Source organism: Enterobacter sp. 22499 (assembly GCF_052044815.1).
Lineage (GTDB): Bacteria > Pseudomonadota > Gammaproteobacteria > Enterobacterales > Enterobacteriaceae > Enterobacter > Enterobacter bugandensis.
This window is the reverse complement of record NZ_JBQENR010000004.1, coordinates 60,089-73,430: the sequence shown is the minus strand read 5'-3', so window position 1 is coordinate 73,430 and position 13,342 is coordinate 60,089. Positions and strand designations below refer to the sequence as shown.

Below are 13,342 nucleotides of genomic sequence, written 5' to 3'. Positions count from 1 at the left end.
CCGGGTGGCGCAGCGCATCACCCGGCATTGACAATTACGCCTGCTCTTTCGCTGCGGGTTTAGGCAAGAAGCCTTCCAGCACGATTAACGCCGCACCGATGCAGATGGCGGTGTCGGCCAGGTTAAAGGTCGCGAAGTGCCAGTCGCCGACGTAGAAGTCGATCATATCGACCACAAAGCCGTGCCACAGGCGGTCAAACAGGTTGCCCAGCGCGCCGCCAATGATCAGCGCGTAGGCGATGTTATTCAGCTTTTGCGTGGCCTTCGAGCGGTACATCAGCACAGCCAGTACCACGCAGATACCGAGAGCGATACCCGCGAAGAACCAGCGCTGCCAGCCACCGCTGTCGGCAAGGAAGCTAAACGCCGCGCCGTAGTTGCGCGCATAGTGCAGGTTAAGCGACGGGAACAGCGAAACCGTCTCCCCCAGAGCGAAATTCTGGAGGATCAGGAACTTGCTGCCCAGATCGATAATCAGCACCACCACAACCAGCCACAGCCAGCGCAGTCCTGTTGAACAGAGAGTTTTACTCATCAGGCAAACTTACGTTTTTCGCCGTCACCGGCGACGTTGCTTACACAGCGTCCGCAGATGTCTGCGTGTTCCGCCACCTGGCCGATATCGGTAGTGTAATGCCAGCAGCGCGGGCACTTCTCACCTTCGGCTTTGCTCAGTGCGACTTTCAGGCCTTTGAGCAACTCGCTCTGCTGAGCATCAGCAGAAGCCTCGGCATAATCCGCAACTTTTGCACCAGAGGTCAACAGGACAAATCGCAATTCATCGCCCAGCGCGGTCAGCTTCGCCGCCAGCTCCGGTTCGGCGTACAGGGTCACTGCCGCTTCCAGAGAGCCACCAACTTTCTTATCCGCACGCGCCTGCTCGATAACCTTGTTCACTTCGCCACGCACTTTCAGCAGCTCGTCCCAGAAGGCATCGTTCATTGCTTCGGTGCTGGAGAGATCGAACAGACCTTCATACCACTCGCCGGTGAAGACATACTTCTCACGGTCGCCCGGCAGATAACCCCAGATTTCATCCGCGGTGAAGGACATGATCGGCGCCATCCAGCGTACCAGCGCTTCTGCGATGTGGAACAGCGCGGACTGGCAGCTACGGCGCGCCACGCTGTCCGCCTTCGCGGTGTACTGGCGATCTTTGATGATGTCGAGGTAGAACGAGCCCATCTCGATGGAGCAGAAGCGCATCAGGCGCTGCACCACTTCGTGGAAGTCGTAAGACTCATAGGCTTTCAGGATATCTTCCTGCGCCGCTTTCGCGCAGCCTACCGCCCAGCGGTCCAGCACGACCATCTCTTCCGGTTTCACCATGTCTTTCACTGGATCGAACCCGTTCAGGTTCGCCAGCAGGAAGCGCGCGGTGTTACGGATACGACGATAGCTGTCGGCAGCACGCTTCAGGATCTCGTCAGACACCGCCATTTCGCCAGTGTAGTCGGTTGAGGCTACCCACAGACGCAGGATGTCCGCGCCCAGCTTGTTCATCACGTCCTGCGGCGAAACGGTGTTGCCGATAGATTTAGACATCTTACGGCCCTGACCATCCACGGTGAAGCCGTGGGTCAGTACCTGACGGTAAGGCGCTTTACCTTTCATCGCGGTGGAAATCATCAGAGATGACATGAACCAGCCGCGGTGTTGGTCGGAACCTTCCAGATACATGTCGGCAGCGTGACCGGCAAACTCCGGACGCACGTCAACTACGGAGGCGTGAGTCGACCCGGAGTCAAACCACACGTCCAGGGTGTCTGGCACTTTCTCATAGTTGTCCGCGTCCGCGCCCAGGATGTCGCGGGCGTCGAGATCCCACCACGCCTGAATGCCGTCAACTTCGACGCGCTTCGCCACTTCTTCCATCAGTTCCAGGGTGTTCGGGTGCAGCTCATGCGTCTCTTTATGCACGAACAGCGACATCGGCACGCCCCAGGTACGCTGACGAGAGATACACCAGTCAGGACGGTTAGCCACCATGGATTCGATACGCGCCTGGCCCCAGTCCGGGATCCACTGCACGCCTTTGATCTCTTTCAGAGACTGCTCGCGCAGGCCTTTCTGATCCATGCTGACGAACCACTGCGGGGTCGCACGGAAGATGATCGGCGTCTTGTGGCGCCAGCAGCACGGATAGCTGTGCTGCATTTTCTCAACGTGAAGCAGCGCGCCGCTGGTGCGCAGCATGTCAACGATGATGTCGTTGGCTTTGAAGACGTTGATACCATCCAGCGCCGGATAGGTGCCAGGCAGGTAAGACCCGTCCGGGCCTACCGGGTTGGCAATTTCCAGGCCGTATTTAAGGCTGATGTTGTAGTCGTCAGGACCGTGGCCACCGGCGGTATGTACCGCACCGGTACCCGCGTCCAGCGTGACGTGGTCGCCCAGGATCGCCGGAACGTCAAAGTCCAGGAACGGGTGTTTGAAGCGCATCAGCTCCAGCGCGTCGCCTTTTACGGTGCCCAGCACGGTGTAGTCGGTGATATTCGCGCGTTTCAGCACGCTTTCAACCAGATCTTTCGCCAGGATAACCGCGCGGCCATCAATCTGCACCAGCGCATATTCGAACTCGCCGGAGAGAGAGATTGCACGGTTGGCTGGCAGCGTCCAAGGGGTAGTAGTCCAGATCACCAGAGAGATCGGGCCGCTAACGCCAGGCAGACCGAATTTACCTTTAATGGCATCCTGATCGACCGCTTCGAAGGCCACGTCGATTGAAGGTGAAGTTTTGTCGTAATATTCCACTTCCGCTTCTGCCAGCGCAGAACGGCAGTCCACGCACCAGTGCACAGGCTTTGCGCCTTTATGCAGGTGGCCGTTACCGATGATTTTGCCCAGCGCACGGATGATGTTGGCTTCGGTTTTGAAGTCCATGGTCAGGTACGGGTGCGACCAGTCGCCCAGCACGCCCAGACGGATAAAGTCAGCGCGCTGGCCTTCAACCTGGGTGGCCGCGTATTCGCGGCACTTCGCGCGGAACTCTGCAGCGGTGAACTTCTCACCAGGCTTGCCAAACTCTTGCTCCACTTTCAGCTCGATCGGCAGACCGTGGCAGTCCCAGCCCGGCACGTAAGGCGAGTCAAATCCCGCGAGTCCTTTGGACTTCACGATAATATCTTTCAGAATCTTGTTTACAGAGTGACCAATATGAATGCTGCCATTCGCATATGGAGGGCCATCATGCAGAATGAAGGTTTTTTTACCTTTTTTGGCTGCACGAATGATGCCGTACAGGTCATCATCGGTCCAACGCGCCAGCATTCCCGGTTCACGCTTGGCGAGATCGCCGCGCATCGGGAACCCTGTTTCCGGCAAATTCAGGGTTGATTTATAGTCACTCATCAGATTCTCGGTTCCGTATTTATCACGTAGGCAGTTAAGCCGGTTCTAAAGCCCAAAAAACTCGCGGGCCGTTAATTCATCTCGCGCGATTTGCGCCTTAAGTTCATCCAGCGAAGCAAATCGCTGCTCGTTGCGTATTTTTTTACGCAGTATTACATCTATATGGCGACCATAAAGGTCCATTACAACGTCCAGCAGGTGCACTTCTAGCTGTTGACGCACACCGGCAACGGTAGGACGCGTGCCAATGTTGGCAACGCCGTAAAACGACTTATCGCCCAGTCCTGCCACTTCCACCGCATAGACCCCTTTAACCGGGGAAACCTGACGACGCAGCGGTATATTCGCCGTCGGGAAACCAATCGTGCGGCCCAGCGCATCGCCATGAACCACGCGGCCAGAGATGGTGAACGGATGGCCCAGCAAATTTTCTGCCGTCTCCAGTTCATCATTAGCCAGCGCCTGCCGCACCGCCGTGCTGCTGACGCGCACGCCGCCTTCACAGAAGGTCATCGCGCTGGTGACGTCAAAACCGTACTCCAGACCAGCCTTCTGTAATAGCAAGAAATCGCCCTGACGACCAGCGCCAAAGCGGAAATCATCCCCCACGGCGAGAAACTGAACGCCAAGACGCTTAACCAGCAGGTCGCTGACAAAATTTTGTGCTGTCAGTGCGGCAAAGCGGCGATCGAAACGCACACACAATACGTAGTCCACGCCGGACTCCGCCAGGTAGCGCAACTTTTCGCGCAGGCGAGTGAGGCGAGCGGGAGATTTATCGCCCGCGAACAGCTCCAGCGGCTGTGGCTCGAAAATCATCACCACAACGGGCAGGCCACGGGCCTCCCCTTCTTTACGCAATCCCTGCAACAGCGCCTGATGACCACGATGCACGCCGTCGAAATTACCAATGGTCAGCACGCACCCGTGTGGCGCTCTGCTGAGATTATGTATGCCGCGTATCAGCTTCATGTCTGGCTCAAAACAGTGAAAATCGCCAAAGTATACCTTGTACAGCGGTTAAGGTTAACCGGCGATTGTTCGCGCAAAACAGAAAGCCGTAATGATTTCATCAGGCTGACCTTTCACAGCGAAAAAATCTGCCCGTGAACTGCGATTTTTACGCCGAAAGGCTGTATTCACGAAAGACAAGCTGGTAGAATCCTGCGCCATCACTACGTAACGTAGCGTCGCTAATTAACGGCGCTTATTTGCACAAATCCATTGACAAAAGAAGGCAAAGAGGGCATATTCCTCGGCCTTTGAATTGTCCACATAGAACATATTTGGGAGTTGGACTTGGCTAATATCAAATCAGCTAAGAAACGTGCCGTTCAGTCTGAAAAGGCTCGTAAGCACAACGCAAGCCGTCGCTCTATGATGCGTACTTTCATCAAGAAAGTATACGCAGCAATCGAAGCTGGCGACAAAGCTGCAGCGCAGAACGCATTTAACGAAATGCAACCAATCGTGGATCGTCAGGCTGCTAAAGGTCTGATCCACAAAAACAAAGCAGCGCGTCATAAAGCAAACCTGACCGCGCAGATCAACAAACTGGCTTAATCGCTACTTGTTGTTGCTTGTTTAAAGAACCCGCTTAACGCGGGTTTTTTTATGTCTTCAGAATGCCGGTGGCGTAAACAGCGCCGAGTAGTCACGGTTGCAGATTCGCTGCACCGCCGGGTGTTGAATCATCCTTTCGGCGAATATGGCGTGGTACTCCTCCATCACGTTATCTACTCTGCCAATCTCCGTAATCTTATCGTCTGAATAGAGATCGTGCGCGTAGAGCGTTGGCGCCACGAAGATCGCATTATGCGCTTCGCCAAAGGCTTTCATCAGCGCCGCATCGTCGAACTCACCGAGGATCTCCACGTTCAGCCCCTGCGAATTAAACCAGTTCAGCAGCTTGCGTCCGAGCATGGAACGCCTGCCCGGCACCAGCAGGCGACGCTCTTCCAGACAGGCCGGGAAAGGTTTCTCCGGCGGTGGATTGATGCACCAGAAGCTCACGCCACATTCGCCAATTTTCACCGAGAACAGCCCCTCCTGCTGCGTGGAGTCGATGGGGCAATCCGAGATAATCATGTCCAGCTTGTGCTGGCTCAGTTGCTCCAGCAGCATCTCGTGGGTGGATTCAAAGCAGCGCAGATGGATTTGTTCATCCTCTACCACAGCGGCATCCAGCACGCCGCTTACCAGCCGTTTGGATAGTGCATCCGCCACCCCCACATCAAAGAGCAGGTTCGACTCTTTGCGGTAGTTGACGATATCCAGCATCTCCTGGCTCAGGGTAAACATTTTGTCCGCATAGCGGAAAACCAGTTCCCCCAGCTCGCTCGGCTCGATCCCACGGCCCTTGCGCTTGAAGAGCTTACCCTGCAGCCGTTCTTCAAGGGCTTTGATTTGCCCGGTGATGGTTTGCGGCGTCAGGTAAAGCGCCTCTGCCGCCCCCACGACCGAGCCCTGTTTGTAAACGTGCCAGAAGTAGTAAAGATGGTTGTAATTCAAATGAGGCATCGCGTCTTCGCTCCCTGAGTGTGTATCGGGAGAAGAGTGACCTTCTCCCGGTGTTCCGTTATGCCTGGACGGCCTGTCCGGACAACTTCACCTTCAACAAAGTATACCCAATCACTGCCGCCAGTAATGACCCGATGAGAATGCCGAGCTTCGCCCAGACGATGAGCTCTGGCGCGTTTGCACCAAACGCCAGCGTCGAGATAAAGATCGACATGGTGAATCCAATACCGCACAGTATGCCGACGGCCATGATCTGACTAAAGGTTGTACCGTTCGGCAACGATGCCAGCTTCATCTTCAGCGCCAACCAGCAGAAGAGGCTGATCCCCAGCGGCTTACCGATAAACAGCCCGGCAATAATGCCCAGCGGCAGGACAGACGTCAGCCCGCCCAGCGTAACGCCCTGCAGGGAAACGCCCGCGTTGGCAAACGCAAACAGCGGCAGGATCATAAAGGCGACCCACGGGTGCAGCACGTGTTCCAGCTGTTTAGCAGGTGACTTACCGTCCTGCGGCTTAAGCGGCACGAAGAAGCCCACAATCACGCCGGCCAGCGTGGCGTGCACGCCGGATTTCAGCACCGCCGTCCACAGCACCATCCCCACCAGGATATAGATACCGATGCGGCGAACGTTGAAGATGTTCAGCACCGCCAACACCGCAATCGCCCCTGCGGCTACACTCAGGGACAGGATCGACAGATCGCTGGTGTAGAACAGCGCGATAATCACAATGGCGCCCAGGTCATCAATGATCGCCAGCGCCATCAGGAAGATTTTCAGCGCAACCGGCACGCGGCTGCCGAGCAGAGCTAAGACACCGAGCGCAAAGGCGATATCCGTTGCGGCCGGGATCGCCCAGCCGTCACGCGCGACAGGATCCTGCCAGGTAAATGCGAGAAAGAGCAGCGCTGGAACGACCATCCCACCGAGCGCGGCAATAACCGGGAACGCCGCGCGCTGGCGGCTGGCTAGCGAACCTAGCACCAGCTCGCGCTTAACCTCAAGACCAACGAGCAGGAAGAACACCGCCATTAGCGCATCGTTGATCCACAGCAGCATGTTCTTGTTAATTTCCAGCGCTCCGACCTTCAGCTCGACGGGCGTTTCCAGAAATGCGTGATAGAGATCGCGGGTCATGCCCAGGTTAGCCAGCACCATCGCGGCGGCCGCGGCAATAATCAGGATCACACCACCGGACGCCTCACTGCTAAAGAAACGGTGTAGTAATTTCATTTATGTTCTCTCTTTTACAACGATACCTCGATAAAACCATAATACCAAGCCAAATAGCTCGGCAAAAACAGATTAATATTGGGTATAGACTCAGTTTTACCGATCTATAACTGCAAAAAAAAGCCCGGAATCGCTTCCGGGCTTTTTGAAGTTAGACACCAGCTAACGAATTAGCGGGTCAAATCATCGAAGAATTTTTTGACGCCATCAAAGAAGCTTTTGGAGCGCGGGCTGTTTTTCTCACCCGTTGGGCCGCCAAAGCTCTCCTGAAGCTCTTTCAACAGCTGTTTCTGCTTGTCGTTCAGGCCAACCGGCGTTTCCACGACGACACGGCACAGCAGGTCGCCCTGCGCACCACCGCGAACGGATTTCACGCCTTTGCCGCGCATGCGGAACAGCTTGCCGGTCTGGGTTTCACCAGGGATTTTCAGATTGACGCGACCGTCCAGCGTCGGCACTTCGATTTCACCGCCGAGAGCCGCCATCGCGAAGTTGATCGGCACTTCACAGTACAGGTTATTGCCTTCACGCTCGAAGATGGCGTGCTGCTTCACCTGAACCTGAACGTACAGATCGCCTGCCGGCGCGCCGTGCTCGCCTGCTTCGCCCTCACCCGCCAGACGGATGCGGTCGCCCGTATCAACGCCAGCCGGGATCTTAACGGACAGGGTTTTGGTTTTCTCAACGCGACCGTGGCCGTGACACTTGGTGCACGGATCTTTAATCAGCGTACCGCGACCGTGACAGTGCGGACAGGCCTGCTGTACCGCGAAGAAGCCCTGGCGCATCTGTACCTGGCCGGAGCCGTGACAGGTTGGACAGGTCTGTGGCTGGGTACCCGCTTTCGCGCCGCTGCCGTGGCAAACGTCACACTCTTCCAGCGTCGGGATACGGATCTCTTTCGTGACGCCACGAACGGCCTCTTCAAGAGTGAGATCCATGTTGTAGCGCAGGTCTGCGCCGCGCGCTGCGCGCTGACGACCACGACCGCCGCCGAAGATATCGCCGAACACGTCGCCAAAGATGTCGCTGAAATCCGCACCGCCGCCAAAGCCGCCGCCACCGAATCCACCGCCGCCCATGCCGCCCTGTTCAAAGGCCGCGTGGCCGTACTGGTCATAGGCCGCACGTTTTTGTGCATCGGTCAGGACTTCGTAGGCTTCTTTGATCTCTTTAAATTTTGCTTCAGCCTCTTTGTCACCCTGATTACGGTCCGGGTGGAATTTCATGGCCAGGCGCTTATACGCCTTTTTGATTTCACGCTCTTCCGCAGTTTTCGGAACGCCTAAAATCTCGTAATAGTCTTGCTTTGCCATTGGTTTTTTTAAGCCCCTTAACATGCGAGCACGGGCGTGGAGAGTTCTCCTACGCCCGTGCCGATTAATTACCCTGCATCAGGGCGATTATTTTTTGTCTTTAACTTCTTCGAACTCAGCGTCGACAACGTCGTCGTCTTTCGCGTTGTTCGCAGAAGCGTCAGCGCCTGCCTGCTGCTGTGCGTGCTGCTGCTGAGCGATTTCCATCAGCTTCTGGGAAGCCTGTGCCAGCTCCTGCATCTTCGCTTCGATATCCGCTTTGTCTTCGCCTTTCAGAGACGTTTCCAGCGCGGTCAGTGCAGCTTCGATAGCAGTTTTGTCTTCCGCTGGCAGTTTATCGCCCGCTTCTTCAACCTGCTTACGGGTGCTGTGCAGCAGATGGTCACCCTGGTTACGGGTCTGAACCAGCTCTTCGAACTTACGGTCGGATTCCGCGTTAGCTTCGGCATCGCGAACCATTTTTTCGATTTCCGCTTCATTCAGGCCAGAAGATGCCTTGATGGTGATCTTCTGCTCTTTACCGCTGTTTTTGTCTTTCGCAGACACGTGCAGGATACCGTCAGCATCGATGTCGAAGGTAACTTCGATTTGCGGCATGCCGCGCGGTGCCGGGTTGATGCCGTCCAGGTTAAACTGCCCCAGAGACTTGTTATCAGACGCACGCTTACGCTCACCCTGCAGCACATGGATGGTTACCGCAGACTGGTTGTCTTCAGCGGTAGAGAACACCTGGCTGTGCTTGGTTGGGATGGTGGTGTTTTTGTTGATGAGCGCAGTCATCACACCGCCCATAGTTTCGATACCCAGAGACAGCGGGGTAACGTCCAGCAACAGTACGTCTTTCACTTCACCGGTCAATACACCACCCTGAACCGCCGCACCGATAGCTACCGCTTCGTCCGGGTTCACGTCTTTACGTGGCTCTTTACCAAAGAATTCAGCCACTTTCTTCTGAACCATTGGCATACGGGTCTGACCACCCACCAGGATAACGTCCTGGATGTCAGATACGGACAGGCCAGCATCCTGCAGTGCAACTTTCAGCGGCTCGATAGAACGGTTCACCAGGTCTTCTACCAGGCTTTCCAGTTTCGCACGGGTCACTTTGATGTTCATGTGTTTAGGACCGGTCGCGTCTGCGGTGATGTACGGCAGGTTCACGTCGGTCTGCTGAGCAGAAGACAGTTCGATCTTCGCTTTCTCAGCGGCTTCTTTCAGGCGCTGCATCGCCAGCGGGTCGTTACGCAGGTCAATGCCCTGATCTTTCTTGAACTCGTCAACGAGGTAGTTGATCAGACGGGTATCGAAGTCTTCACCACCCAGGTGGGTATCACCGTTGGTTGCCAGAACTTCGAAGGTTTTTTCGCCGTCAACTTCGTCGATTTCGATAATAGAGATATCGAAGGTACCACCACCCAGGTCGTAAACCGCGATAGTACGGTTGCCGACTTCTTTATCCAGACCGTAAGCCAGTGCAGCCGCGGTTGGTTCGTTGATGATACGTTTTACTTCCAGACCTGCGATACGGCCAGCATCTTTGGTTGCCTGACGCTGAGCATCGTTGAAGTAAGCAGGAACGGTGATAACAGCTTCAGTTACCGGCTCACCCAGGTAATCTTCAGCGGTTTTCTTCATTTTTTTCAGCACTTCAGCAGAGATCTGCGGTGGTGCCGTTTTGGTGCCTTTCACATCAAGCCACGCATCGCCGTTATCTGCTGCGATGATTTTGTAAGGCATGATAGAAACGTCACGCTGAACTTCTTCGTCCTGGAAGCGGCGGCCAATCAGGCGTTTGATCGCAAACAGGGTGTTTTGCGGGTTTGTCACTGCCTGACGTTTAGCCGGCTGACCAACCAGAGTTTCACCATCCTGGGTATAAGCAATGATAGAAGGCGTGGTGCGATCGCCCTCGGCGTTCTCCAGCACGCGTGCAGTAGTGCCGTCCATAATCGCTACACAAGAGTTGGTAGTACCCAGGTCGATACCAATAATTTTACCCATCTAAACGTCTCCACTAAAAATTCAGTCAACATGTGGTTGTGTACCTGTAATAAGGGCAGAACGTGCTTTTTCAACTGCCCAGATTTGATTTTTTTTTCAGGTCCACACACTGCGGTTGACTACAAGATGGGGTCGCGACGGCATCCATCAAGGGGCAAGCATAAAAAAAATTTTAATTTCACCCTGATGAGATCATAGACGGCGTCGATGCCGCCCATTATGATGCCGCGCCCCGTCAGGGAGTATTGACGCGGGTTTAACCATTTCACCATTTTAATGATGATTTTTTTTGAGGACTTATGGGCAACACTAAGTTGGCTAATCCGGCTCCGCTGGGCCTGATGGGGTTTGGCATGACCACCATTCTGCTGAACCTGCACAACATCGGGATGTTCCCGATGGACGGCGTAATCCTGGCGATGGGCATTTTTTACGGCGGTATCGCGCAAATCTTCGCGGGCCTGCTGGAATATAAGAAAGGCAACACCTTCGGCTTAACCGCCTTCACCTCTTACGGCTCGTTCTGGCTGACCCTGGTCGCCATCCTGCTGATGCCTAAAATGGGCCTGGCAGACGCGGCAAACGCCCACTTCCTGGGCGTCTATCTGGGCCTGTGGGGCGTCTTTACCCTGTTCATGTTCTTCGGCACCCTGACAGGCAACCGCGCGCTGCAGTTCGTCTTCCTGAGTCTGACCGTGCTGTTCGCCCTGCTGGCGATTGGCCACCTGGCGGATAACGAAGGCATCGTTCACGTAGCAGGCTGGATTGGCCTGGTGTGCGGCGCAAGCGCTATCTACCTGGCAATGGGTGAAGTGCTGAACGAACAGTTTGACCGCACCATTTTACCTATTGGTGAAAAACACTGATCCCTCTGTCGTGCCCGCNGCGGGCACGATATTCCCCCGCCTGCCGAAGCCAAACGCCTAATCCCAGCCCCATCAGCGAGAGCGCGAGTACATACCAGGCAGGCGCCATCGGCGACACCCCCATCATGACCGTGACCACTATCGGCGTCAGCCCGCCGAAAATGGCATACGCGACGTTATAAGAGAACGATATCCCGGTGAAGCGAACCTCCGGCGGGAAGGCGCGCACCATGACGTAAGGCACAGCCCCCACGACGCCCACGCACAGTCCGACCACGCCGTAAAGCAGGAACAGCTGTTCAGGATGACTGCCCGCAAGATGGTAAAACGCCCAGCTCGACGCGGCCAGCAGCAGGCTGCCGACAATAAAGGTCAGGCTGGCACCGAAACGATCCGCCGCCAGCCCGGCGGCCAGACAGCCAAAGCAGAGCATAATTGTCGCAATACTGTTTGCCTGTAAGGTCACGGCAGGGGCGAAACCGTACTGTTTCTGCAGCCACACCGGCGACATCAAAATCACCACCACGATGCCCGCCGACAGCAGCCAGGTGAGCAGCATCGACACCACCACCGCTTTTTTATGACGCACCACAACGGCTTTGACCGGCAACTCCTGCGCCAGCGCTTTACGCTGCTGCATTTCGAGGAAAATCGGCGTCTCCTGCAGCCAGCGGCGCAGGTACATTGCCACCAGGCCAAACGCCCCGCCCAGCAGGAACGGAATACGCCAGCCCCAGTCGTGCACGGCCTGCTGCGTCATGCTGGTGTTGACTATCGTCGCCACCACCGACCCCAACAGGATCCCGACGGTCAGCCCCGCCGTTAACGTTCCGCAGGCGATCCCGATGCGGCGGGCAGGAACGTGCTCCGCCACAAACACCCAGGCCCCCGGCACTTCCCCGCCGATGGCCGCGCCCTGAAGAATGCGCATCAGCAGCAGCAATAGCGGGGCGAGAATGCCCATGGAGGCATAGGTGGGCAGCAGGCCGATGGCCAGCGTCGGCACCGCCATCAGCAGGATGCTCAGGGTAAACATCTTCTTACGCCCGACAAGATCGCCAAAGTGGGCCATGACGATGCCGCCCAGCGGACGTGCCAGATACCCGGCAGCAAAGATGCCGAAGGTTTGCACCTGACGCAGCCATTCCGGAATATCCGCCGGGAAGAAGAGCGCCCCCACCACGGCGGCGAAGAAGACAAAGATGATGAAGTCGTAAAACTCCAGCGCGCCACCTAAGGCGGCGAGCGTAAGCGTTTTGTAGTCCTGTCGATTCAGAGGTCGGGTGTTATGTGACATAGCGAACCATTGTGCATGTGTTGTGGATTATTTTTTACAGCAATCGTAAAGAAAAAATTACTATATCGTAAATCCATTTACACGCTACTGCGGCTGGCGCTAATGTCACATTTTAGTAAATTTCAGGAGATTGTCTCGCGGCGTGCGCTTTTAGGACGAAATGCTGCTACCACTTTGTCGTCAGTTTCCACGTACGGCCCGTCAAGCAGCTGTATACAATACGGTACACTTGCAAATATGCCGTGCACGATGACGCGACCGTCCTCGGCTTTTAATCCTTCCAGCGTCTCTTTGATCGACTTTGGCTGCCCCGGCAGGTTCAGTATCAGCGCCTGTTTGCGGATCACCCCCACCTGGCGGGAAAGGATTGCCGTCGGGACAAAGTGTAGACTGATCTGGCGCATCTGTTCGCCGAAGCCCGGCATTTCCCGGTCGGCGATAGCCAGCGTCGCGTCCGGCGTCACGTCGCGACGCGCGGGGCCGGTTCCACCCGTGGTGAGCACAAGGTGACAGCTCATCTCATCCACCAGCTCACACAGGGTCTGCTCAATGATCGGCTGTTCGTCAGGGATAAGGCGAGTCTGGATCTCAAACGGGGTGGTCAGCGCGCTTGCCAGCCACTCTTCCAGAGCGGGGATGCCTTTATCCTGGTAAACGCCGCTGGAGGCGCGGTCAGAAATCGACACTAAGCCGATGCGTAAGGTATTCATATTCATTCCATTCAAAAAGTACTGATTAAAGGGAATGATACACGCAG

At 55.9% G+C, this 13,342-nt stretch carries 11 protein-coding genes and 1 pseudogene; 2 read left to right on the top strand and 10 right to left on the bottom strand.

What is annotated here, in order from left to right:
- Positions 1 to 34 precede the first annotated feature (34 nt).
- The 4 genes and pseudogenes from lspA to ACTJI7_RS13860 all read right to left on the bottom strand — a co-directional run bounded on the left by lspA (position 35) and on the right by ACTJI7_RS13860 (position 4,549).
- A complete protein-coding gene (lspA, locus tag ACTJI7_RS13875; protein ID WP_028015470.1) occupies positions 35 to 535 on the bottom strand; it encodes a signal peptidase II in 501 nt (166 codons plus the stop codon).
- Entirely contained in the window at positions 535 to 3,351 is a 2,817-nt protein-coding gene (gene ileS, locus ACTJI7_RS13870) for an isoleucine--tRNA ligase (RefSeq protein WP_045631133.1), read from the bottom strand. Before ileS ends, lspA begins: the two co-directional genes overlap by 1 nt.
- 45 nt (positions 3,352 to 3,396) lie before the next feature.
- Complete coding sequence (gene ribF / locus ACTJI7_RS13865) at positions 3,397 to 4,323, bottom strand: bifunctional riboflavin kinase/FAD synthetase (RefSeq protein WP_028015468.1); 927 nt, start codon at positions 4,321 to 4,323, stop codon at positions 3,397 to 3,399.
- Positions 4,324 to 4,330: 7 nt separating this feature from the next.
- Positions 4,331 to 4,549: pseudogene (locus ACTJI7_RS13860) on the bottom strand (DUF2575 domain-containing protein).
- 101 nt (positions 4,550 to 4,650) lie between these two features.
- Between ACTJI7_RS13860 and rpsT the strand changes: the two are divergent.
- On the top strand, positions 4,651 to 4,914 hold the full coding sequence (rpsT, locus tag ACTJI7_RS13855; RefSeq protein ID WP_003856458.1) for a 30S ribosomal protein S20: 264 nt from the start codon (positions 4,651 to 4,653) through the stop codon (positions 4,912 to 4,914).
- A 57-nt stretch (positions 4,915 to 4,971) separates the two neighbouring features.
- On the opposite strand, the gene nhaR is transcribed toward rpsT, so the two are convergent.
- The 4 genes from nhaR to dnaK form a co-directional block, all read right to left on the bottom strand.
- Positions 4,972 to 5,871 carry a transcriptional activator NhaR gene (nhaR, locus tag ACTJI7_RS13850; protein WP_028015467.1) on the bottom strand — a complete coding sequence of 300 codons (900 nt, stop codon included), beginning with the start codon at positions 5,869 to 5,871 and terminating at the stop codon, positions 4,972 to 4,974.
- A gap of 58 nt (positions 5,872 to 5,929) precedes the next feature.
- Positions 5,930 to 7,105, bottom strand: a complete 1,176-nt coding sequence (nhaA, locus tag ACTJI7_RS13845; protein WP_063154832.1) for a Na+/H+ antiporter NhaA — start codon at positions 7,103 to 7,105, stop codon at positions 5,930 to 5,932.
- 170 nt (positions 7,106 to 7,275) lie between these two features.
- A complete protein-coding gene (dnaJ, locus tag ACTJI7_RS13840) occupies positions 7,276 to 8,421 on the bottom strand; it encodes a molecular chaperone DnaJ (RefSeq protein WP_008502040.1) in 1,146 nt (381 codons plus the stop codon).
- An 87-nt stretch (positions 8,422 to 8,508) separates the two neighbouring features.
- Positions 8,509 to 10,422 carry a molecular chaperone DnaK gene (gene dnaK, locus ACTJI7_RS13835; protein WP_028015465.1) on the bottom strand — a complete coding sequence of 638 codons (1,914 nt, stop codon included), beginning with the start codon at positions 10,420 to 10,422 and terminating at the stop codon, positions 8,509 to 8,511.
- Positions 10,423 to 10,721: 299 nt separating this feature from the next.
- Between dnaK and satP the strand changes: the two genes are divergently transcribed.
- Positions 10,722 to 11,288, top strand: a complete 567-nt coding sequence (satP, locus tag ACTJI7_RS13830) for an acetate uptake transporter (protein WP_063154833.1) — start codon at positions 10,722 to 10,724, stop codon at positions 11,286 to 11,288.
- Here satP and ACTJI7_RS13825 read toward each other — a convergent pair.
- Positions 11,269 to 12,585 (bottom strand): MFS transporter, encoded by a 1,317-nt coding sequence (locus ACTJI7_RS13825; RefSeq protein WP_440705159.1) that lies wholly within the window; start codon positions 12,583 to 12,585, stop codon positions 11,269 to 11,271. The genes satP and ACTJI7_RS13825 overlap by 20 nt on opposite strands.
- A gap of 122 nt (positions 12,586 to 12,707) precedes the next feature.
- Positions 12,708 to 13,295, bottom strand: a complete 588-nt coding sequence (mog, locus tag ACTJI7_RS13820; RefSeq protein WP_028015462.1) for a molybdopterin adenylyltransferase — start codon at positions 13,293 to 13,295, stop codon at positions 12,708 to 12,710.
- Between the last annotated feature and the right edge of the window lie 47 nt (positions 13,296 to 13,342).

Bases quoted from the DNA above. Each gene is read 5' to 3' on its own strand.
- lspA (WP_028015470.1), bottom strand. From the start codon at position 535: ATGAGTAAAACTCTCTGTTCAACAGGACTGCGCTGGCTGTGGCTGGTT.
- ileS (WP_045631133.1), bottom strand. From the start codon at position 3,351: ATGAGTGACTATAAATCAACCCTGAATTTGCCGGAAACAGGGTTCCCG.
- ribF (WP_028015468.1), bottom strand. From the start codon at position 4,323: ATGAAGCTGATACGCGGCATACATAATCTCAGCAGAGCGCCACACGGG.
- nhaR (WP_028015467.1), bottom strand. From the start codon at position 5,871: ATGCCTCATTTGAATTACAACCATCTTTACTACTTCTGGCACGTTTAC.
- nhaA (WP_063154832.1), bottom strand. From the start codon at position 7,105: ATGAAATTACTACACCGTTTCTTTAGCAGTGAGGCGTCCGGTGGTGTG.
- dnaJ (WP_008502040.1), bottom strand. From the start codon at position 8,421: ATGGCAAAGCAAGACTATTACGAGATTTTAGGCGTTCCGAAAACTGCG.
- dnaK (WP_028015465.1), bottom strand. From the start codon at position 10,422: ATGGGTAAAATTATTGGTATCGACCTGGGTACTACCAACTCTTGTGTA.
- satP (WP_063154833.1), top strand. From the start codon at position 10,722: ATGGGCAACACTAAGTTGGCTAATCCGGCTCCGCTGGGCCTGATGGGG.
- mog (WP_028015462.1), bottom strand. From the start codon at position 13,295: ATGAATACCTTACGCATCGGCTTAGTGTCGATTTCTGACCGCGCCTCC.